The organism is Streptomyces sp. NPDC054813 (assembly GCF_053611365.1).
This window is the reverse complement of record NZ_JBSHAF010000040.1, coordinates 21,692-42,868: the sequence shown is the minus strand read 5'-3', so window position 1 is coordinate 42,868 and position 21,177 is coordinate 21,692. Positions and strand designations below refer to the sequence as shown.

14 protein-coding genes, 5 tRNA genes and 1 riboswitch are annotated in these 21,177 nt (G+C 71.4%); of the genes, 10 read left to right on the top strand and 9 right to left on the bottom strand.

What is annotated here, in order from left to right:
- Positions 1-4: 4 nt before the first annotated feature.
- The 6 genes from ACWGJB_RS46260 to ACWGJB_RS46235 all read right to left on the bottom strand — a co-directional run bounded on the left by ACWGJB_RS46260 (position 5) and on the right by ACWGJB_RS46235 (position 5,451).
- Complete coding sequence (locus ACWGJB_RS46260; protein WP_453386048.1) at positions 5-334, bottom strand: hypothetical protein; 330 nt, start codon at positions 332-334, stop codon at positions 5-7.
- Between the two features lie 72 nt (positions 335-406).
- On the bottom strand, positions 407-3,277 hold the full coding sequence (locus ACWGJB_RS46255; protein ID WP_453386047.1) for a PKD domain-containing protein: 2,871 nt from the start codon (positions 3,275-3,277) through the stop codon (positions 407-409).
- A 260-nt stretch (positions 3,278-3,537) separates the two neighbouring features.
- Positions 3,538-3,611 (bottom strand) — tRNA-Phe (locus ACWGJB_RS46250).
- Positions 3,612-3,635: 24 nt separating this feature from the next.
- A tRNA-Asp gene (locus tag ACWGJB_RS46245) sits at positions 3,636-3,710 on the bottom strand.
- A 37-nt stretch (positions 3,711-3,747) separates the two neighbouring features.
- Positions 3,748-3,820 (bottom strand) — tRNA-Glu (locus ACWGJB_RS46240).
- Positions 3,821-3,900: 80 nt separating this feature from the next.
- Entirely contained in the window at positions 3,901-5,451 is a 1,551-nt protein-coding gene (locus ACWGJB_RS46235; RefSeq protein ID WP_453386046.1) for a metallophosphoesterase family protein, read from the bottom strand.
- A 149-nt stretch (positions 5,452-5,600) separates the two neighbouring features.
- Between ACWGJB_RS46235 and ACWGJB_RS46230 the strand changes: the two genes are divergently transcribed.
- From ACWGJB_RS46230 to ACWGJB_RS46205, 6 genes are all read left to right on the top strand, one after another.
- The gene (locus ACWGJB_RS46230) at positions 5,601-5,954 is read left to right on the top strand and encodes a metallopeptidase family protein (RefSeq protein ID WP_453386045.1); all 354 of its coding nucleotides are present in this window, start codon (positions 5,601-5,603) and stop codon (positions 5,952-5,954) included.
- 163 nt (positions 5,955-6,117) lie between these two features.
- Positions 6,118-6,642, top strand: a complete 525-nt coding sequence (locus ACWGJB_RS46225) for a hypothetical protein (protein WP_453386044.1) — start codon at positions 6,118-6,120, stop codon at positions 6,640-6,642.
- Between the two features lie 404 nt (positions 6,643-7,046).
- The gene (locus ACWGJB_RS46220) at positions 7,047-9,251 is read left to right on the top strand and encodes a DEAD/DEAH box helicase (RefSeq protein ID WP_453386043.1); all 2,205 of its coding nucleotides are present in this window, start codon (positions 7,047-7,049) and stop codon (positions 9,249-9,251) included.
- A gap of 201 nt (positions 9,252-9,452) precedes the next feature.
- Entirely contained in the window at positions 9,453-12,533 is a 3,081-nt protein-coding gene (locus ACWGJB_RS46215; protein WP_453386042.1) for an FG-GAP repeat domain-containing protein, read from the top strand.
- A gap of 81 nt (positions 12,534-12,614) precedes the next feature.
- Positions 12,615-14,129, top strand: coding sequence for an amino acid permease (locus tag ACWGJB_RS46210; protein ID WP_453386041.1), 1,515 nt, complete (start codon positions 12,615-12,617; stop codon positions 14,127-14,129).
- A gap of 98 nt (positions 14,130-14,227) precedes the next feature.
- Positions 14,228-14,300, top strand: a tRNA-Lys gene (locus ACWGJB_RS46205).
- Positions 14,301-14,394: 94 nt separating this feature from the next.
- On the opposite strand, the gene ACWGJB_RS46200 is transcribed toward ACWGJB_RS46205, so the two are convergent.
- The 3 genes from ACWGJB_RS46200 to ACWGJB_RS46190 form a co-directional block, all read right to left on the bottom strand.
- Entirely contained in the window at positions 14,395-15,372 is a 978-nt protein-coding gene (locus ACWGJB_RS46200; protein ID WP_453386040.1) for a hypothetical protein, read from the bottom strand.
- 237 nt (positions 15,373-15,609) lie between these two features.
- On the bottom strand, positions 15,610-16,251 hold the full coding sequence (locus ACWGJB_RS46195) for a GTP cyclohydrolase II (RefSeq protein WP_360481220.1): 642 nt from the start codon (positions 16,249-16,251) through the stop codon (positions 15,610-15,612).
- A 161-nt stretch (positions 16,252-16,412) separates the two neighbouring features.
- Entirely contained in the window at positions 16,413-16,940 is a 528-nt protein-coding gene (locus ACWGJB_RS46190; protein WP_453386039.1) for a MarR family winged helix-turn-helix transcriptional regulator, read from the bottom strand.
- A gap of 69 nt (positions 16,941-17,009) precedes the next feature.
- Between ACWGJB_RS46190 and ACWGJB_RS46185 the strand changes: the two genes are divergently transcribed.
- The 4 genes from ACWGJB_RS46185 (at position 17,010) to ACWGJB_RS46170 (ending at position 21,056) form a co-directional block, all read left to right on the top strand.
- Positions 17,010-18,140, top strand: coding sequence for a dihydrofolate reductase family protein (locus ACWGJB_RS46185; protein ID WP_453386038.1), 1,131 nt, complete (start codon positions 17,010-17,012; stop codon positions 18,138-18,140).
- 57 nt (positions 18,141-18,197) lie between these two features.
- A tRNA-Met gene (locus tag ACWGJB_RS46180) sits at positions 18,198-18,271 on the top strand.
- Positions 18,272-18,488: 217 nt separating this feature from the next.
- The gene (locus ACWGJB_RS46175) at positions 18,489-19,598 is read left to right on the top strand and encodes a PP2C family protein-serine/threonine phosphatase (RefSeq protein WP_453386072.1); all 1,110 of its coding nucleotides are present in this window, start codon (positions 18,489-18,491) and stop codon (positions 19,596-19,598) included.
- Between the two features lie 256 nt (positions 19,599-19,854).
- Positions 19,855-20,012, top strand: a riboswitch (cyclic di-AMP (ydaO/yuaA leader).
- A 9-nt stretch (positions 20,013-20,021) separates the two neighbouring features.
- Positions 20,022-21,056: a M23 family metallopeptidase gene (locus tag ACWGJB_RS46170; protein WP_453386037.1), complete on the top strand. Its 1,035-nt coding sequence runs from the start codon at positions 20,022-20,024 to the stop codon at positions 21,054-21,056.
- Positions 21,057-21,177: the final 121 nt, after the last annotated feature.

Sequence of the window (21,177 nt, the reverse complement as noted above, 5' to 3'; positions counted from 1 at the left end):
GCGGCTACTGGGCGCGCTGCGTGGGCGCGGTGGTGGCAGTGGCGGTGGCGGGGGCGACCGGAGTCGGTGGGGCGGTGTGGGCGGCCGGGGCCGAGGCGGCGGCCATCGCCTTTGCCGTGTTGGACACCGCCTTGATCCCCAGGTACGCCGTGGTCATGCTGCTCACGGCGGTGAAGGCGGCGGAGAGCACGCCGATGATCACCGACGTGTCGCCGCTCAGCCGCCAGACTCCGAAGACCGCGACTCCGGCGATCGCGAGGTTGCTGATGACGACGGCGAGCAGGCCGTATCTCGCGCGGACCTTCTCCAGCTGTATGTCCTGGTCCCGGCTCATCTTCCCCACCCTGATGACGTGTCGACCCGCCAGAACCTAGCGCCGAGCGGTCCCGCCGCCAAGGAGATCAGGTCAGCCCGCCGGGAAGACGTCGTAATCGCCCAGTAGGTCGGCATAGACGTCCACCGGGCCGGTGCCGGCGTTGTAGAGGTCGATCTCGCCGTCGGTGCCGACCTTGACCAGTGCGTGGTTGGCCGCGGTGTGTCCCTTGGTGAAGTTCAGGGAGTAGACGCCGGGGCGCGAGGTGCCGTCGGGGTAGGCGACGAGGTAGCCGCTGCCGGACGGCGAGGGCACCGTGAGGTTCAGGTCGACGGCGGTCACTCCGGTCGCCGGGACGCCGTGGGCGCCGGTGACCTTGAGCTTGAGGGTGGCGTGGGCGGCGATCCTGGCGGCCTTGCCGGTGCCGGTGCCGGTTCCGGTGCGGGTGTTGAGGATGCGGGCGGGGGTGGCGGGCAGGAACTCCGAGCCGCCCGCGGTGGTGCCGTACCAGCCGGCGAGGTCCGCGACGAGGTTCGCCGAGCCCTTGCCGGCGTTGCGCAGGACGACCTTGCCGTCCTTCAGGGGGAGCACGATCTGGGCGGAGGCGGTCTGCCCGGTGGTCCAGTACGGGCCGGTCAGGCTGGAGCCGGTGGTGCCGTGCGTGGAGAGGACGAGGCTGCCGGACGACTTGGTGGTGGTCGCGGTGACGTTCAGGACCACCGCCTGGGCTCCCGCCGGGACGCCGTGGGTGCCGGCGACCGGCAGCGTGACCGAGTGGTTGCCGGCCACCGGGCCGGTGACGCCGCCGGTGTGGTTGCGGGTGTCCAGCAGGCGGACCGGTGTGGCCGGGTGGTAGGTGTCGGCGTACTGGGCGTGCGAGTGGAGGCCCACGGTGGCGACATTGATCGTGACCGCGCCGGAGCTGCCGTTGTAGAGGTCGACCGCACCGGTCGGGGTGACCTTGACCGTCGCCTCGTTGAGCGTCGTCCGGCCGGGCTCGAAGTTGAGGGTGGAGGTACCGGGACGGGTGGTGCCGGCGGTGTAGAGGGTGAGCGAGCCGCTCGCCTTGGCGGCGCTGGTGACGAGCTGCAGCTGGGCCGCGTCGACGCCGTCGGTGTTGGCGTGCAGCGCGGCGGCCGAGAGCTTCAGGACTCCGTGGGCGGCGATGGTCTTCTCGGTGTCGTACTGCGGGGTCGTCGCGACGTAGGTGTCCGCGGCGTGGAAGGTCGTCGTGGCGGTGGTGGTGCGGCCGAACCGGTCGGTTTGCGTCAGGGTGGCGGTGTAGGTGCCGGGGGCCGGGTACTGGTGGAGCGGCTGCTCGGTGCCGATGGCCAGGTTCTGCTGGGTGCCGTCGCCGAAACTCAGGGTGCGCGAGGCGACTTCCCACGAGTCCGCCGGTTCCGGGGCGGTGAACTGCGCGGATCCCGCGTTGACCGATCCGTCCGCGGTGTCGGGGGCCATGGACAGGGAGGCGGGCGGCGGGGTGGTCGTACCCGCCACCACCCAGCCGTACGACGTGGTCCGGCTGTTCCCGTCGGTGTCGGTGACCGTGATGAGCGGGCTGTGCAGACCCGGCGTGGTGTAGGTGTGGGTGATCGGGGTGCCCGCGGGGCCGTGGGCCGGGGCGCTGCCGTCCCCGAAGTCGATCGAGTAGGTGAGGGCCTCGCCCCAGGAAGTGGTGGCGTCGGTCTTCATCGAGGTGTCGAACGGAGCGATCCCCTGCGTGGGCGAGGGGGCGTCGCCGGGCGGGATGTCGATGGTGTCCTGCCGCTCGATGGCGCCCCGGTCCGGGTGGGTCGTGGTGGCGGCGCCGGTGTCGGTGACCAGCCGGTCGTCGACACGCGGGTGGCCCACGTAGTCGGTGGTGAGTTCGCCGGGCGCGGTGGCGTCGGCCGAGTCGATGAGGGGGGAGTGCTCCACGGGCGTCCCGAGGTACGCGCTGACCCTGTCGATGTCGTGTGTGCCCTGCCCGGTGGCGTCCCGGAACGCCGCGCTGGTGACGTAGGAGGTGCCGGCCCAGGAGTACTCGGTGCGTGCGGGGGCGGAAGGCGGCGCGTCGTTCGCTGCCACGTTGTAGTCGCTGGTGACCTGGCCGGCGGAGTCGGGTGACACGGTGTAGAGCGGAGCCGTCGGCGTCGGGCACGTGCTGCTCTGCGTCGACCCCGTGGAGACGGCCACGTTGTTCTCCACCACCCCGGAGCTTCCGCCGTCCATCGAGATTCCGGTGGCGCACGGCGCCCATACCGTGTTGCTCGTCACGTCTGCGCCGGTCGCGCCCGTCACCACGATCCCGGCCTGCCGCATGGTGGTGATCACGTCGGTCGTCACGGTGACCTGGCTCGCTCCGGGCCGCACGCGCACGCCGTACGCGCTGCCGGGACCGATCCAGTTCCGTGACACGGTCACATTCGAGGACGTGCCGTCCACATCGACCGCGCTCCCCGTGGCGGGGCCCGACGGCGCGGGGCGGTTGATCACCAGCCGGTCGAGGGTCACGTGGTCGGACCCGGTCACCGCCACTCCGTCTGCGCCGTCGTCGCTGACGGGCAGCGATTCGACGCGCACGTCGTGCACGCCCTTCAGCGTCAGCGCAGGTGCCGAGGCGGACCCGGTGAGCGACGCCTTCGGACCGTTCGGGAGGAGAGGTTCCCCGGTGAACGTGATCGGCGCATCGCTGGTCCCCGACCGGGTGAGGGTCACCGCCGGGTACGGGTCGTTGTCGAATCCAAGGATCCGGACCGTGCCGCCCGCCTCGACCACGTCGGCCGCGGCCTGCACCGAACAGAAGGGCTGGCTCTGCGTCCCCGCGCCGCTGTCGGTGCATGCCTGGCTGTTGTGGTTCACGTACAGCGTCCCGCCGGACCCGGGGTCCGCCATCGCAGCCCCGGTCCCCCAGCCGCTCATCACCCCCGCTACGGCGATCACGGCGAGGGACAGCCCGACGGCGGGGCGGGGTCTGCGCATGAGATCTCCACGGAGCGTTCGCGGGTGCGGTCACGAGAACGCCGGAGGGGTGAACAGCCCGGGGGATACGACCGATTGGGGCCTGGGGCGGTTCAGCTCAGCGTTGGCATGCAGCCGTCATGTTCGCAGCCCGATCTCAAAGGAACGCCATGTTCCACCCTGGTCTTGCCCAAACCGGAGCAGGTCGGCAGAGCACCGGATCGGCGAGGCCGTGGGGCATGAAAACAGCCCCTCCGGAATTCCGGAGGGGCTGCTTATTGTGGCTGGGGCCGGGGTCGAACCGGCGACCTATCGCTTTTCAGGCGATCGCTCGTACCAACTGAGCTACCCAGCCACGAGGTTTCACGTGAAACCCCAGCGGTCCTGACGGGATTTGAACCCGCGGCCTCCACCTTGACAGGGTGGCGAGCACTCCAAACTGCTCCACAGGACCAAGCTTTGCGTGCAACAGTGTCGCACACGATCTTGCGTGCCCCCAACGGGATTCGAACCCGTGCTACCGCCTTGAAAGGGCGGCGTCCTAGGCCGCTAGACGATGAGGGCTATCGGCCCGCCTGGGCGCTTCTCAGCGCGTCGGGGACGTGAGAAGCATATGGGATGGCGGGGAGTATCGCCAAAACGGTTTACGACCCCGAGGGCGTCGGGGTGTCCGGTGTGCTTCCTGCGGGTGACGGGCTCTCCGAAGGGGAGGGAGCGGCGCCGGGTTGGTTCTCTTCGGGGAGGTGACGGCTGACCTCGGCCGTCGTCTCGCCCAGACCGCCCAGTCTGATCTCGTCCCAGGCCTGGAGCCGGCGGGTGTCGCGGTCGAAGTAGAGGACCGAGGCCTCGATGGGGTCCGGGTACTTGCCCTCGACCGCGCGCAGACCGCTGCCGCCCGTGGAGCCCTCCACCCGGAGACGGGTGCCGTGCGGCAGGATCTCGGTCTGTTCGTGGTGGATGTGGCCCGCCAGGACCAGGGGCACCTCGCCGTCCGTCATCCGCGCGGCCGTCGGTTCATGGGCGATGGCCACGTCCACCGGGGTGTCGGCCGCCCGCTGCTCCCGCAGGGCCGTGGCCAGACGGTCTCCGGCCCGTTCCTCGGCCGTGTCCCCGCCCGGCACGGCGGAGCGGTCGGGCGTGAACTGGGGATCACCGGTCCCGGCGAAGCGCAGCCCGGCGATCGTCTCGGCGCGGCCGTCGTCCAGGACGTGCACGTTCTTCATCCGGGACAGATAGCGCTGGGTGATGTCCGAGTCGTGGTTGCCCCGCACCCAGACGTATGGCACGCCCAGGTCGGCGATCGGGTCCAGGAAGCCGTTCTCGGCCGCAATGCCGTGGTCCATGGTGTCGCCGGAGTCCACGATCACATTCACCTTGTACTGCTCCACCAGCGAGGCGATGATCTTCCAGCTCGCCGGGTTGAGATGGATGTCGGAGACGTGCAGGACGCGCAGGGTGGTCGGGTCCGGTGCGTAGGCGGGGAGCGTGGAGGTGGCGTCGTACAGCTTCGTCACATTGGTCACCAGGCGCGCCAGTTCCTTCTGGTAGACGTCGAATTCGGTGACGATGCTGCGTGCGTTGCCGACCAGGGCGGGGGCCGAGGAGAGCAGGCCGGAGAACCTCGGTTCCAGGACCGACTTGGGGTTCCAGGTGGCGTACGCGGTCACGCCGGAGGCGGCGAGCAGGGCGAGGGCGAGGCCGCCCGCGGTCAGGGCGCGGCGCGGGCGGCGGTAGACGGCGAGGCCGAGGGCGGTGGCGCCGCAGACGACGGCCACGCAGGAGCGTACGGCCACGTCGAGGGTGCCGTGCTCGACGTCCTGGGCGACCTCGTCCTGGAGACCGGCGAGGCGCTCTGGGTGGTCGACGAGCGCCTGGGAGCGGACCGGGTCGAGCTGGTCGACGTTGACGTCCAGGCGGACCGGCGCGGAGTGGGTGTCCAGGTAGAGGGCGCCCAGCGGGGAGACGTTGATCTTCGTGCCGCCGTGGAGGGACGGACGCAGGGCCATCGTCGTGTCCATCGGGCCGACCTGGGCCCGGACGTTCCCGACGACCAGCAGGCCGAGCCAGGCGCCGACGAGCACGACGGTTATCAGGCCGAGGACGCGGATCCAGACGGGCGGTGCGTGCGCATCGGGGGCGAGTTCCAGATCGGGCAGGCGGGCATGGGCATGGGCACGGGCTCGGACGCGGGCCATTGGTGCCGTATGCCCAGGATTGCGGGCGCGTATGCGACGGTGGTTGGCCGGATGTCGGGGGCTGGCGGCCCGCCTGTCGGGGGCTCGCGGCCCGGATGCCGGAGGGTTCGCGACTCTCGTACGGGCGTTCCGTGCCGGACAATGGGCCTGTGCTGGAGATGACGCGCGAGGAGTTCGAGGAACTGGTCGCCGAGGCGCTCGACCGGATCCCGCCGGAGCTGACCCGGCTGATGGACAACGTGGCGGTGTTCGTCGAGGACGAGCCCGACGACCCGTCCGACCCTGAGCTGCTCGGGCTGTACGAGGGGACTCCGCTGACCGACCGCGGGGAGTGGTACGCGGGCGTGCTGCCGGACCGGATCACCATCTACCGCGGGCCGACGCTGCGGATGTGCGCGTCGCGCGAGGAGGTCGTCGCGGAGACCGAGGTGACCGTGGTCCACGAGATCGCCCATCACTTCGGCATCGACGACGCGCGGCTCCATGCGCTGGGGTACGGGTGAGGGGTGAACCGGGGGCGGCGGGGCCGGCGTGCGCCCTTGTGCGCGGGTGACGCCGCGACGCGGGTGATGCACCGGTGCGGGTGACGCCTCGGTTGCGTGTCCTCTTGTGGGCGGCGGGAGTTGGGGAGGTTGACTCCTTTCTTCGCCCCCGGAGGTGGCCGCCGTGCGCCCCTTGTACGTACCCGTCCGTCTGGCCGTCACCGTGATGGCCGTCGCGGCCGCCGCGGGCTGTGTGAACGTCGGGGACGACGCGGGGAAGGCCAAGCCGTCGCACTCCGCCGGGCACCGGGACGGGGGCGAGGCCGACGGGGGTTCCGGGGTGTCCGGCGAGGGTGGTGCGGGGTACGGCGGTGCGGTGGCCGACGGGAAGCGGGGGCATGGGGGGAAGCCGAAGCCGGGGGAGTCCGGGTCGGCGACCGCCAAGCCGTCGAAGGGCGCGAGTGCGGGGCCGACGGTGCCGGTGAAGCCGGGGAAGAGCGCGCCGCCGGGGGTACCGGCCGGACCTTCGGGGGCGCCGGCGTCACCCACGCCGCCGGCGGCCTCCCCCACGCCACCGCCGGACTCGCCGACACCGCCACCGCCGGCCACGGACCCGCCGTCCGCCGAGCCGTCCTCGTCGGCGCACGAGGGCGCGGGGCCGCAGCTGATGCAACGGGAACCGGCACCGGAGGCGGGGACGCCTGCGTAGGTCGCCGTCGGCCTTCAGAGCGCGGGCGGGTCCGGCACGACGAGCGACGGCTTGGCCTCCGCCCACGACGAGCACCGGTGCGTGCGGCACGACGAGCGGCGGTGGGTCCGGCACCGCCGGAGAGCGCCGTGGGGGTCGAGCGCCGACGCGGTGGGCCGAAAATTGGGCGGCGGAGGAAGGGGGGTGTGGTGTGTGAGCTGCGGGTTTGGGGGGCGGTTTGCCTTGAGGGGTGTTGGGTGCGTATGGTGGTAGATCGTTTGATCCCATTTGCCCGGCGCCACCGCAGAGCGCGCCGTGTGGCGCGTACTCTCCCTTGCCGTGGCGGACCGCATTGAGGCGGTCGTGAGCGAATCACGGAGTTGACGGGCGCGTGCCGAAGAGACTCCGGAAGGTTTCGCATTCGCATGTCCGTGTCCAGTACTGATCAGTTCGTCGTGTCCGAGAACAACGAGGACAACGAGCTGGTGACCCAGGTCTCCGAGGAGACCGCTGACACCACCGACACCACCACTGACACCACCACCGACACCCCTCAGGTCACCTTCGCCGACCTCGGTCTCCCCGAGGGCGTCGTGCGCAAGCTCGCGCAGAACGGTGTGACCACCCCCTTCCCGATCCAGGCCGCGACCATCCCGGACGCCCTGCTCGGCAAGGACATCCTCGGCCGTGGCCGCACCGGCTCCGGCAAGACCCTCTCCTTCGGTCTGCCCACCCTGGCCACGCTGGCCGGCGGCCGTACCGAGAAGAAGCGGCCCCGCGCCGTCATCCTCACCCCGACCCGTGAGCTGGCCATGCAGGTCGCGGACGCCCTCCAGCCGTACGGCGACGTCCTCGGCCTGAAGATGAAGGTCGTCTGCGGCGGTACGTCCATGGGCAACCAGATCTACGCCCTGGAGCGCGGCGTCGACATCCTCGTCGCCACCCCCGGTCGTCTCCGCGACATCATCAACCGCGGCGCCTGCTCCCTCGAGGACGTGCAGATCGCCGTTCTCGACGAGGCCGACCAGATGTCCGACCTGGGCTTCCTGCCCGAGGTCACCGAGCTGCTCGACCAGGTCCCGGCCGGCGGCCAGCGCATGCTGTTCTCGGCCACGATGGAGAACGAGATCTCCACGCTGGTCAAGCGCTACCTGACCGACCCGGTCACCCACGAGGTCGACAGCGCCCAGGGCAACGTCACGACGATGTCCCACCACATCCTCATCGTGAAGCCCAAGGACAAGGCGCCGGTCACCGCCGCGATCGCCTCCCGCAAGGGCCGCACGATCATCTTCGTCCGCACCCAGCTGGGCGCCGACCGGATCGCCGAGCAGCTGCGCGACGCCGGTGTGAAGGCCGACGCGCTGCACGGCGGCATGACCCAGGGCGCCCGCACCCGGACGCTGGCCGACTTCAAGGACGGGTACGTCAACGCGCTCGTCGCCACCGACGTCGCCGCCCGCGGTATCCACGTCGACGGCATCGACCTGGTCCTGAACGTGGACCCGGCCGGCGACCACAAGGACTACCTGCACCGCGCGGGCCGTACGGCGCGTGCCGGTCGTACCGGAACCGTCGTCTCCCTCTCCCTGCCGCACCAGCGCCGGCAGATCTTCCGGCTGATGGAGGACGCGGGCGTCGACGCCGGCCGTCACATCATCAACTCCGGTACGGCCTTCGAGCCCGAGGTCGCCGAGATCACCGGCGCCCGTTCGATGACCGAGGTCCAGGCCGAGTCCGCGGGCAACGCGGCGCAGCAGGCCGAGCGTGAGGTCACCCAGCTCACCAAGGAGCTGGAGCGGGCCACCCGCCGTGCGGCCGAGCTGCGCGAGGAGGCCGACCGTCTGGTCGCCCGTGCCGCCCGCGAGCGTGGCGATGACCCGGAGACCGCGGTGGCCGAGGCCGCTGCCGTCGCCGAGGCCGAGGCCGAGGTGGCGGAGCAGCCGGCCGTCGAGGCGCCGGCCCGTCAGGAGTCCTCCTCGTACGAGCGTCCGCGTCAGCAGCGCGACGAGCGGGGCAACTACGAGCGCCGTGACCGCCGTGACGACCGTCCCTCCGGTGGCTTCCGCCGGGACGACCGTCGTGACGGTGACCGTGGTGGCCGTTCCTTCGAGCGTCGTGACGACCGTCCGTCGGGTGGTTTCCGCCGGGACGACCGTCGTGACGGCGGTGACCGTGGCGGCTTCCGCCGCGACGACCGTCCGTCGGGCGGCTTCCGCCGGGACGACCGCCGCGACGACCGCGGTGCCCGTTCCTTCGACCGTCGTGACGAGCGTCCGTCGAGTGGCTTCCGCCGCGACGACCGCCGGGACGACCGTCGTGACGGTGACCGTGGTGGCCGTTCTTTCGAGCGTCGTGACGAGCGTCCGTCGGGTGGTTTCCGCCGGGACGACCGTCGTGACGGCGGTGACCGTGGCGGCTTCCGCCGCGACGACCGTCCGGCCGGCCACCGGGGCAGCGACCGTCCCTTCAACCGCGACCACCGCGACGACCGTCCGGGCTTCCGCAGCGGCGGCCACGACCGCCCCTACGGCCGCCGTGACGACCACCGCGGCACCGGCACCGGCACCGGCACCGGCTCCAGCTCCTTCCGCCGCGACGACAAGCCGCGCTGGAAGCGCAACGGCTGACACCGAGTGAGCTGAGGAAGGGCCCGTACGACGAACTGTCGTACGGGCCCTTCCGCATGACGCGTCCGGAACGGCTGGGCGCGAACCTGTGAAGCGGCTGTAAGATCGGCGCACTTATGTGACGGGTGGGCAGGCCGGGGGGCCGAGGGCGTCGGAGTGAGCGGCGCCGAACCCGTCTCCGTTCCTGGGGAGGGACTCTTCGTGGTGCGTCATGCCCCTGCACGCCTGCGCCTCGTCGCCGCGACCGCCGTACTGGCGGCAGCCCTGAGCCCACTGTTGCCGGCCCCGTCGGCGACGGCCGGCACCGCACAGGAGACGGTCGTACCGCCGACGCTGCGCGGCACGTACACGTCCGGGGCGCTCTACGGGAAGTCGACGTACGGCGGCCGCGACGGCGCTGGTGACCAGGGCGTGTTCCACAGTCTGGAGCGCGCGGGGCTGGTCTGGACGCGCTACTCCACCGGCGTCTCGGTACTGGTGGTCCACCCGTCCGGCTACACCAGCTACTCGACCGCCGGCGGCGACGTCCTCGCGTACAGGTACGCCGACGGCCGGGTCGACCTGTGGAACGCGGCCGACGGCACCACCCGGACGATCCACACGCCCGAGGGGCTCTCGCTGCTCACTGCCTACGCCGACCTGGCGGTCGCCTACCGGCAGGTGCCCGACGAGAACGGCACGGCGACCCGTGAGATGCATCTGCTGCTTCCGCAGGACGACGGCAGCACGCGTGACGTACCGGTGACCGGGGTGCCCGACGGATACGTGCTCGGGCAGCCCAAGGGCGGCGACGCGGACGGGCTGCTCTTCCTCGCCGGACGGACCGGCGGCGGGTCGTACACCTCGGTCATGGTCGACCGGCACACGGGGCAGGTGCGGGCCTGGACCCCGCCCACCGCCAAGGTCTACCTCAACGCGCAGGTCACCCCCGCCCATGTCGTCCTCTTCAACACGAACGACCCCACGGTCCAGGTGTACTCCCGCACCGACCTGTCCGCCGCCCCGGTCGCGGTGACGCTGGGCGGCGGCGGCATGCTGCCCGCGACCGACCTCGCGGTCGTCGGCGACTGGCTGCTGACCCAGCCCGGTACGGCGGTGATCGCCAAGCCGATCGCCGGCGGTCCTTCGAGGACCCTGCTGCCCGCGTCGAACGGCGGCGTCGCCGCCGCCTCCGACGGCGGTGCCCTGGCGGTCGGCCGTACCGGCGCCGCCGCGGACGACTGGGGCGTCCAGCGCATCCAGCCGGGCCCGGGCGGCGAGCCGACGGTGACCCAGGTCAAGGCGCTGCCAAAGCCGGCGTACAAGATCCAGGGGCTGTCCCTGGACCAGGGGACGCTTGTCGTCGGCGACGCGAGTGACTCCGACGTCCGGGACGCCTTCGCACGGACCGTCGCCGCGTCCGGGACGCCGACGTTCGGGGCGCGCACCTCGGTCGACGGGACCACCACCCGGCTGGGCACCTGCGCGGAGACGGACCTCGGCTGCTCGCAGCTGTTCGGCATGCCCGGCGGGCGGGTCGCGTCGCTCCAGCGCGGCACGGAAGGTGCGGACGGGCCGGACCGGATCACGGTGGCCGAGCCCGGCCAGCACTGGGAGAGCGAGGTCCCGGCCGGCGGACGGATCACCGATGCCTCCGGCACGTACCTGATCCACACGACATCCCACCGGCAGGCCGTCTACGGGATCGTCGGCGGCAGCCTCACCCCGGTCCTCACCCGCACCCCCGGCCCCGCCGCCCTCTCCGGAGACACGCTGTGGACGCCGGGCGCGACCCCCGGCACCGTCACGGCGTACGACCTGACGCAGCGGAAGACGGTCGAGACCGTCGCCACCGACGCCGGCTGCGCACCCACCGAACTCCAGGCGCTGGGTCGCTGGCTGTACTGGAACTGCGGCGACAGGGCCGGGGTGTACGACCGTACGGCGAAGAAGTCCGTGTCCGTCCCGGCCGACGAGGCGAAGCTCGGCGACGGGTATGTCGTCACGCACGACAAGGCGGCCGGGAAGCTGGTGTCGACGACCGTCGCCGACGGGACCCCCGTCAGCCGGGTGATCGGCGACCTGCCCGACACCGGGGTCTCGCAGCGGGACGTGCGCTGGACGGTCGACGAGTCCGGCGCCAACGCGGCCTATGTGGACGCCAGGGAGCAGGTGCACCTCGAGCCGTCCGGGGTGGCCCAGCAGCCGCTGCGCACGCTGGGTCCGGTATACCGCGCGACCACGCTGGAGGCCCGTCAGACCGATCCGGCCGTGTACGCGGTGACGCGGGTGCCGCTGTCGAAGCCGGCCGCGGGCTGGACGCTGACCGTCCGCGACAAGGTGACCGGCAAGGTCGTCGACACCGCGACCGGCGGTCCGGCGCGGGGCGTGCTGAACGTCGGCTGGGACGGCGTGGCCGGTACGAAGCTCCTCCCGAGCGGCCCGTACGACTGGACGCTGTCGGTCACTCCGGCGGACGGGACGGGTGCGCCGCTGTCGCTCCAGGGGTCGGTCCGGCTGCTGCACGGCCGCGTCGTGCACCGCGACTACGTCGGCGGCGGGGACGGCATGGGCGACCTGCTCACCCTGAACACGTTCGGTGAGCTGACGTTCCAGCTGGGCACGGGCGGGCAGTTCAAGGTCTGGATGATCGGCAGCGGCTGGTCCACGGCGATCAGACCGGTGCCCGTCGGCGACCTGAACGGCGACAACTGCAACGACGTGCTGGTCCGGCTGAGCAACGGCACTCTGCGGCTGTACAAGCCGGCCTGCGACGACCCGCTGGAGCCGACGACGCGGTACACGACGCTGGGCACCGGCTGGGACCAGTACGACGTCCTGACCGCCCCCGGCGACCTCACCAAGGACGGCCGCCCGGACCTGATCACCCGCAACGCCAAGACCGGCGCGGTGTACGTCTACAAGGGCACCAGCACCGGCAAGCTCTCCGCCCGCGTGAAGCTGTACGACAACTGGAAGACGTACAAGAAGGTCGTCGGCGCCGGGGACCTGAACGGCGACGGGGTCGGGGACCTGGTCGCGCAGGACAAGGCGAACAACCTGTACCGGTACTACGGCACCGGCAAGGGCGGCTTCGGCGGCCGGGTGAAGATCGCCACCGGGTGGGGCTCGTCGTACAACGCGGTCGTGGGCGTCGGGGACATCACCGGGGACGGGAAGAGTGACCTGGTCGTGCGGGACACGGCGGGCAACCTGTACCGGCAGACCGGGACCGGCAAGGGTACGTTCGCGGCCCGGGTGAAGATCGGGACGGGCTGGCAGGGCTACAAGGGCCTCTTCTAGGCCTGTTTCCAGAGGGTTCCAGAGTGTTTTCAGCCACGCTGTGACGCATGTCACGCCCCCGGCGAGGGAATCGCTGGGGGCATGACAGATGACGCGATAGGCAAAGCGACCTCCGACGAGGAGCGGCTGGCCCAGCTCGGCTACACCCAGGTCCTGGCCCGCCGTATGTCGGCCTTCTCGAACTACGCGGTCTCCTTCACGATCATCTCGGTCCTCTCCGGCTGTCTCACCCTCTACCTCTTCGGCATGATCACCGGCGGTCCCGCGGTGATCACCTGGGGCTGGGTGGCCGTGGGCCTGATGACCCTCTTCGTAGGCCTCTCCATGGCCGAGATCTGCTCCGCCTATCCCACCTCGGCGGGCCTCTACTTCTGGGCCCACCGCCTGGCCCCGCCCCGCAGCGCGGCCGCCTGGGCGTGGTTCACGGGCTGGTTCAACGTGCTCGGCCAGGTGGCGGTGACCGCGGGCATCGACTTCGGCGCCGCGTCCTTCCTGGGCGCGTACCTGAACCTGCAGTTCGACTTCAAGGTGACCCCGGGCCGCACGATCCTCCTCTTCGCCGCGATCCTGCTCCTGCACGGCCTGCTGAACACCTTCGGCGTCCGCATCGTCGCGCTGCTCAACAGCGTGAGCGTGTGGTGGCACGTCGTCGGTGTCGCGGTCATCGTCGGCGTGCTGACCTTCGTCCCCGACCACCACCAGTCGGCGTCCTTCGTCTTCACCGAGTTCGTGAACAGGACGGGCTGGAGCAGCGGCCCGTACGTGGTCCTGCTCGGCCTTCTGATGGCCCAGTACACCTTCACCGGGTACGACGCCTCGGCGCACATGACGGAGGAGACGCACGACGCGTCGACGGCGGGCCCGCGGGGCATCGTCCGCTCGATCTGGACGTCGTGGATCGCCGGCTTCGTCCTGCTCCTCGGCTTCACCTTCGCGATCCAGTCGTACGACAAGGAACTGGGGTCCCCGACCGGGGCACCGCCGGCCCAGATCCTCCTGGACGCGCTCGGCGCCACGACCGGCAAGCTCCTGCTCCTCGTCGTCATCGGCGCCCAACTCTTCTGCGGAATGGCGTCGGTGACGGCCAACAGCCGGATGATCTACGCGTTCTCCCGCGACGGCGCGCTCCCCTTCTCCCGCGTCTGGCACACGGTCAGCCCGCGCACCCGCACCCCGGTGGCGGCGGTCTGGCTGGCGGCCTTCGCCGCGCTCGCCCTGGGCCTCCCGTACCTGATCAACTACACGGCCTACGCCGCGGTGACGTCGATCGCGGTGATCGGGCTGTACGTGGCGTACGTGATCCCGACGCTGCTGCGGGTCAGGAAGGGCGCCGCGTTCGAACGCGGGCCGTGGCATCTGGGCCGCTGGTCCGGGGTGATCGGCGTGATCTCGGTGGCCTGGGTCGGTGTCATCACCGTCCTCTTCATGCTCCCGCAGGTCTCCCCGGTCACCTGGAAGTCCTTCAACTACGCCCCGGTGGCCGTGCTGGCGATCCTCGGCTTCGCCGCGATCTGGTGGCAGGTCTCGGCCCGGCACTGGTTCCTCCACCCGGACAGAGCACGCCACGAGGACACCGCCAAACTGGTCGATCTCTGACGGTCCGGGCCACTTCTGCCTCACGACGCGGCCGCGACCCCGATACCCGATCGGCGACGCGGCTCCGTCCGGCTATGCTCGGGGAGGCAACATCGCCTGGGCCGTTAGCTCAATTGGCAGAGCAGTGGACTTTTAATCCATTGGTTGTGGGTTCGAGTCCCACACGGCCTACGGGATGTGGGCGGGGGATATGGCCCCTGACCTGCTGTGCAGCGTCCGGGTCGGCTTCGGCTGACTCGGACGCTGCGGTGTTTTCAGGTGGCGGTCAGTCAGCTTCCGTCTCTGCGGCCAGTGCATCGAGCGCCGTACGCAGCGCGGCCAGTTCGGCCGGGGTGGGATCGGCCGGTTCGTGCGGCACCAGCGCGGCGGGGGTCACCACGGGGGTGGTGCCCTCCGGACCGGACACAGCCGTGGCGTGGGCGAGGAGCGCGCCGTTGTCGGGCGGCGGGGTGCCGAGGCCCTCGCCGAGCGTCCGCAGTGCCGCCGCGAGCGGGGGCCGGGGGAAGGGGAAGTCCGCGGGGAGCAGCCCGGCCTGCCGGGTGTGGTCGTCGCCGCGGAAGTCCAGGACCCAGTTCTCCCAGCCCGGCAACGGCCAGTTGTGAATGCCGGCCACGGTCTGCACCGCCCAGAGCGCGACGGTGCGGGCCTGCGGGTCGAAATGGACACCGCCGTACGGCATGTCCGTGGGCGGAGGGGTGGCCGGCGACGCGACGAGCAGGTCGATCAGGCCGGAGCCGTCGGCGAGGTACTCGATGGGCTCCCGGCCGCTGCCCCAGGCGCGAACGCTTCCGTCGGGCAGGCGCAGGGAGACGACGGACCTGGGCTCGGTGTTCTCGGGGTCCGCGTACCAGGAAGGTTCGAAGGTCTCGAACCAGCCCGGCGGACGGGTCAGGTCCCTTCCCAGGCCCAGGTGGTGGGTCAGATCGCCCATGCCGTCGTGCGCGAAGCGGACCTCCCAGCCGGGCCATGTCCGGGCCAGTACGGCGCGGGCGGCCACGTGGTCGGCCCAGCTGTCCGCGAAGGCGAACCAGAGCAGGATCCCGCGGTCGTGGTCGACGAGTGCCGCGCCTTCGCACCACACGTCGTCGAGCCATTCGCTGATCTCCTGGTTGGCGCGGAAGCAGCGTGTCGCCGCGGCCGGGCCGGGCAGCAGGTCGTCAACCACCCGGTTGGCGGCCCAGTGCGAGTAGTACCGCTGCCAGGCGCCGTTCTCGACCACCACGTACTGCGCTCGTGCTCCCATGGCCGGCGAGGCTAGCGCCGCTGCGCGACGGACGGCGAACGAGTTTCAGCCGACGTTCCGCGCGGCGCCGGTCGGCCGTTCCGCCCGGCCGCCACCGCGCCGGCCGGCCGGCCGGATCGGGGCGGTGCCCAGCCGGCATCGGAGCGTCTCAGCCCGGCCGCTCTGCCCAGCCGCTCAGCCCGGTTGCTCAGCCCGGCCGCTCTGCCCGGCCGCTCTGCCCGGTTTCAGCCCCGTTGCTCAGCCCGCGTTGAGTTCCGTCAGCTCGGCGAGGGGGAGTGTGTGCTGGGTGTGCAGGACCTTCGCGCGCAGGTAGCGGACGTTGTGCGCGGTGCGGAAGACACCGGTCGGGACGCGGTCCCGGACGGTGACGCCGAGGCCGCGCAACTGCTCCGCCTTGTCGGGGTTGTTGGAGAGCAGGTCGAGGTCGGTGACGCCGAGAGCGGCCAGCATCTGGGCGGCGGCGGTGTAGTCGCGGCCGTCCTCGGGGAGGCCGAGGGCGGCGTTGGCCTCGTAGGTGTCGAGGCCCTGGTCCTGGAGGGCGTAGGCGTCGAGCTTGTTGTAGAGGCCGATGCCGCGTCCCTCCTGGCGCAGGTACAGCAGCACGCCACCGCGCTCCGCGATGCGCTCGACGGCCTCGCGCAGCTGGGGTCCGCAGTCGCAGCGGGCCGAGCCGAAGACGTCGCCGGTCAGGCACTCGGAGTGCAGCCGGACCAGCGGGAGCGTGCCGGGCGCGGGGTCGCCGAGGACGACGGCCACATGTTCCTGGCCGTCGGTGAGGCCATGGAACGTGACGAGTTCGGCGTTGACGCTGTAGCCGTCGGTGAAGCGCAGCGGTACCCGGACGCGGGCGCGCTGGGTGGCGGCGGGGAAGTCGGGCATCGGGTTCTCCTGTGTCCGGGTGCAGGACGGTAGCGGCCTCTGCTTCAGATTTGAAGCAGATCCACTGCTGGAACCCTACCCATGTTTTAAATTTGAAGCAACAGGGTTTTGCGGGAATATCCACGCGGCCCCACCGCGAGACCTCACGGCAGGCCGAGGCCTTAAGAGGGGCCGGAACAGGGCGACGACCGCCGCCGCCAGGGAACCTCGTCGGAGGTCGGCCGCGGGGTCGACGCGTCACCCTCCAGCGCCCGTGCGATCACCGAGCTGATCTCCTCCAGCTGGTCCACCTGCTCCGGGGAGAGATGGTCGAACACCGCCGCCCGTACCGTCTCCACATGCCCCGGCGCCGCGCGCTCCAGCACCGCCATGCCCTCGTCGGTCAGGGCGGCGAAGCTGCTCCGCTTGTCCCACTTGCAGTCCTCGCGCCGGATCAGCCCGTCCTTCTCCAGCCGGGTCACCGCGTATGTCAGCCGGCTCCGGGTGATCTTCGACTTCTCGGCGAGGTCGGTCATGCGCAGCTTGTGCTCCGGCGCCTCGGAGAGACTGACGAGGATGCCGTAGTACAGATGCGGCATGCCGGCGTCCTGCTGGAGCTGCCGGTCCATCGCATCGTCCAGGAGGTGTGTCGCCGAGACGTAGGCGCGCCAGGCGCTCTGCTCCTTCGGCGTCAGCCAGCGAGTCGTCATACAGCCAGTGTAGGTTTGTTTCAAAGTTTAACCAAGCCTGCCCGTCGCCCTCGGGAGTGAGCACGTCCGATGCCGTACCCCTACGTCCTGCTGTCCGCCGCCGTCTCCCTCGACGGCTATCTCGACGACACCGGCCCCGACCGCCTGCTGCTCTCGTCCCCGGCCGACTTCGACCGGGTCGACGAGGTGCGGGCCTCCGTCGACGCGATCCTGATCGGCGCCGGCACCGTCCGCGCGGACAACCCGCGGCTGCTGGTCAACGATCCCGGGCGGCGTGCGGCCCGGACCGCCGCGGGCAAGCCCGAGTACCCCCTCAAGGTCACGGTCACCGCGACCGGCGACCTCGACCCGGACGCGCGTTTCTGGCACACCGGCGGCGAGAAGGTCGTCTACACGACGGACACGGGCGCGACGCGGATCCGCGGCCTCGGTATCGCCGCGGACGTCGTCTCCCTCGGCGCCGACCTCGACTGGCCCGCGCTGCTGAGGGACCTGCACGAGGTGCGGTCGGTCGGGCGCCTGATGGTCGAGGGCGGCGGCACCGTCCACACCCAGCTCCTCCAGCAGGGCCTGGCCGACGAACTCCAGCTGGTCCTGGCCCCCCTCTTCGTCGGCGACCCGAAGGCACCGCGGCTGTTCGGCCCGGGCGGGTACCAGGAGGGGCGGCTGCGGCTCCTGGAGAGCCGCCGTATCGGGGACGTGGTCCTGATGCGGTACGAGCCCACCGCCCCCGGCACGGGCGGGTCGGCGTCCGCCGCGGACCGGCACTGGCTGCGGCTCGCCTGCGAGCTGGCGGCCGACTGCCCGCCCTCCCGGACCGCCTTCAGCGTCGGCGCGGTGGTGGTCGCGGCCGACGGCACGGAACTGGCCCGCGGCCACTCCCGGGAGGCCGGCGACCCGGTCGTCCACGCAGAGGAGGCGGCCCTGGCCAAGATCTCCCCGGCCGACCCCCGGCTGGCCACGGCCACGGTCTACACCAGCCTCGAACCCTGCACCCACCGCGCCTCCCGGCCGCACCCCTGCGCCGAGCTGATCCTCCGGGCCGGGGTGCGGCGGGTGGTGACGGCGTGGCGCGAGCCGGACACCTTCGTCGAGGCGGCCGACGGGACGGGGATGCTGCGGGAGGCTGGGGTGTCGGTGCTGGTGCTGGGCGCGTACGAGGAGCTGGCGAAGACCCCGAACGCGCACCTGCTGAGCTGACCTCTCCTCAACCCGTGTGACTCGCGCTCCTCCGATGGCGTATGCTGGTTTCACCGACGCGGGGTGGAGCAGCTCGGTAGCTCGCTGGGCTCATAACCCAGAGGTCGCAGGTTCAAATCCTGTCCCCGCTACTGAAGGCTCAGGGCCGGAATCCAAGAACGAGGATTCCGGCCCTGAGTCGTATACCGGCACGTGCTTCTCCGTGTGTCCCTCCGCTTGTCCCTCCGTGTGTCCCTCTGCGTGTTCCTCATCACACCCGTCCGTACTCATCCGCCCGGTCCACACCACTCGCCCCTGCTCGCTCGCAGCCGCAAATCTGGACGGACATATATTGGACACCGGGGACATATAGGGAGTCGTGCCGTGGGCTCTGGACAGGTGCAGGAGGACGGGTCCGCAGTCGTCCGCACCCTGGCCCGCTTCCTGCCCGTCCTGCTGATCGCGGCCGGCGTCTGCTACGACGTCCTCACCCCGCGGGCCTTCACGCCGGTCCCCTTCTTCACGGCCGCCCCGCTGATCGCCGCGCCCCTCTTCTCCCTCCGCGCCACCGTCCTGACCGGCCTCGCGTCCTTCCTCGCCGCCTATGCCGTGCACGCCCGCTACACCTTCAGCCCCAACGTCGACATGGCCACCGAAGTCCTCACCGTGGTCACCGTCGCCGCCCTCGCCGCCGGCATCAACCGGGTGGTCCGCCTCGGCGACCAGCGCCTCGCCTCCGCCCGCGAGATCGCGGAGGCCGCCCAGCGGGCGGTGCTGCCCGAGCCCGCCGAGCGGATCGGCGGCTTCGAGATCGCCGCCCGCTACGAGGCGGCCCAGGAGGGCGCCTTCATCGGGGGCGACCTGTACGCCGTCCAGGACACCCCGTACGGTGTGCGGCTGGTCGTCGGCGACGTCCGTGGCAAGGGCATGGACGCGGTCGCCGCCGTAGCCGTGCTGATCGGCGCGTTCCGGGAGGCGGCCGAGCAGGAGGCCACGCTGGAGGCGGTGGCGGCGCGGCTGGAGCGGGCGCTGGCCCGCGAGGGTGTCCGGCGCGGTGGCGTCGACGCGTTCGAGGGGTTCACCACCGCCGTGCTCGCCGAACTCCGGCACGGCGACGGCACGGTCCGGGTCGTCAACCGCGGCCATCCGCCGCCCCTGCTGCTGTACGGCGACGGCAGGGTGAGCCCGGTACGGGTGCCCGAGGCCGCGCTGCCGCTGGGGATGGGCGAGTTGGGGGCCTGGCCGGACCGGGCCGCCGAGCACGCGTTCCCGAGCGGGGCCACGCTGCTGCTGCACACCGACGGCCTCTCCGAGGCGCGGGACGCGCACGGCCGGTTCTACGACCCCGAGCGGCGGCTGGCCGGCCGGGTCGGCACCGCCCCCGGCCCGCTGCTGGCCTGGCTCGCGGCCGAGGTGCGCCGGCACACCGGCGGCGGCATGACGGACGACATGGCGCTGCTCGCGGTACGGCGGCCCTGAGCGCGGGCACCGGCTGTACTGGGGATTGTGACCCTAGGTGCGCGGACGACCGCCCTCCGCATAACGTCTGAGACGCGTGTGACTCCTGAGCCGAACAGAATGCATGGTCAACTCGACCGTTTTTGGCCGTTCGTGGCAGGTAAGTCCACGCTTTGAAAGCTTAATGATCAAGGCGAACTGCTTGGAATCTGATAGCCGGGTCTATTAACGTTCGATAACGCAGCGCGGTCGTCCCAGCCGTCACCCGCGACGGCTCCGTGCGCACGCGCCGAATCCCGCAAGGGAACCGGGGAACCACCACCTTGGGGTGAATCGCACGGCTGCCGCCGGAAGAAATCGGCCGGTATACGCGCGTAGGAGACCTTCCCGCTCCGAACCCGTCAGCTAACCCGGTAGGCAGCGGAAGGAAAGGAGTGCGCCCGCGTGGCGTCCAACCGGCCTGCCCCGACAGCCCCGTTCGTGCCCAGCCAGCGTCAACCCGAGACCTACGGCTACGGCGGCTACCGCACCGACGAGGGCCCCTGGGAGGAGTGGAACCCCACCGAGGAGTCCCTCGCCCCGGTACGTGGCCGGCACCGGGTCGCCAAGCAGCGCGGCGGCGGGCTCGCCCGCAGCTCCACGGTCCTCGGCGTCGGCGTCATCGCCGCCGTCGGCGCGGGCGGCATGGCCAGCGCCAACACCGGCAAGCCGCCGGTCTCCATCTCGCTGCCCGACCTGCCGTCCTCCGTCGACTCCCTGCTCGGCCAGGGCAGCGGCCACCACGCCACCCAGACCGCCCTCAGCAGCGTCACCACGACGGCCGCCACCGACGCGGACTCCTCCTCCGACGCCGGTGAGGCGCTGCGCAGCCGGATCATCGCCCAGGCCGAGCAGCAGCAGACCCAGCTCGACGTCAAGGCCACCGCCAAGGCCGTGGCCGCCGCCGACAAGGCGGTCTCCGACGCGGAGGCCAAGGCGGAGAAGACGGCGGCAGCCAAGGCCGCCGACGCCAAGGAGCAGGCGCAGGCCGCCGAGAAGGCGCAGGCCGAGCAGAAGCGGCTCGCCGCGCTGGCCAAGCAGTACACGCTGCCGGTCGTCTCCTACACGATCACCGGCACCTTCGGGCAGGCCGGCTCCATGTGGGCCTCCGGCTACCACACCGGCCTCGACTTCGCCGCCCCCACCGGCACGCTGATCAAGGCCGTGCACAGCGGCACCGTCACGGAGGCCGGCTGGGCCGGCTCGTACGGCTACCGCACGATCATCACCCTGGACGACGGCACCGAGCTGTGGTTCTGCCACCAGTCCTCGATCGGCGTCAAGGTCGGCCAGAAGGTCGCCACCGGTGACGTCATCGGCCGGGTGGGCGCCACCGGCAACGTCACCGGCCCGCACCTCCACCTGGAGGTCCACCCGAACGGCCAGGCCACCGCCATCGACCCGATGACCTGGCTGCGTGGCAAGGGCCTCAACCCCTGACGGACCCCACTGATCCCCGGCGGCCCTGACGACAACCCCCCCGACGTCAGGGCTGCCGGTTTGGTGTACCCGGGGCCGGCCAGGGCCTTCCGCTTTTACGAGAACTTCGCGTTGCGGCGGC

Coding starts and splice junctions, on each gene's coding strand:
- ACWGJB_RS46210 (WP_453386041.1), top strand. CDS start 12,615: ATGACAGATGACGCGATAGGCAAAGCGACCTCCGACGAGGAGCGGCTG.
- ACWGJB_RS46190 (WP_453386039.1), bottom strand. CDS start 16,940: ATGACGACTCGCTGGCTGACGCCGAAGGAGCAGAGCGCCTGGCGCGCC.
- ACWGJB_RS46185 (WP_453386038.1), top strand. CDS start 17,010: ATGCCGTACCCCTACGTCCTGCTGTCCGCCGCCGTCTCCCTCGACGGC.
- ACWGJB_RS46255 (WP_453386047.1), bottom strand. CDS start 3,277: ATGCGCAGACCCCGCCCCGCCGTCGGGCTGTCCCTCGCCGTGATCGCC.
- ACWGJB_RS46220 (WP_453386043.1), top strand. CDS start 7,047: ATGTCCGTGTCCAGTACTGATCAGTTCGTCGTGTCCGAGAACAACGAG.
- ACWGJB_RS46260 (WP_453386048.1), bottom strand. CDS start 334: ATGAGCCGGGACCAGGACATACAGCTGGAGAAGGTCCGCGCGAGATAC.
- ACWGJB_RS46195 (WP_360481220.1), bottom strand. CDS start 16,251: ATGCCCGACTTCCCCGCCGCCACCCAGCGCGCCCGCGTCCGGGTACCG.
- ACWGJB_RS46235 (WP_453386046.1), bottom strand. CDS start 5,451: ATGGCCCGCGTCCGAGCCCGTGCCCATGCCCATGCCCGCCTGCCCGAT.
- ACWGJB_RS46200 (WP_453386040.1), bottom strand. CDS start 15,372: ATGGGAGCACGAGCGCAGTACGTGGTGGTCGAGAACGGCGCCTGGCAG.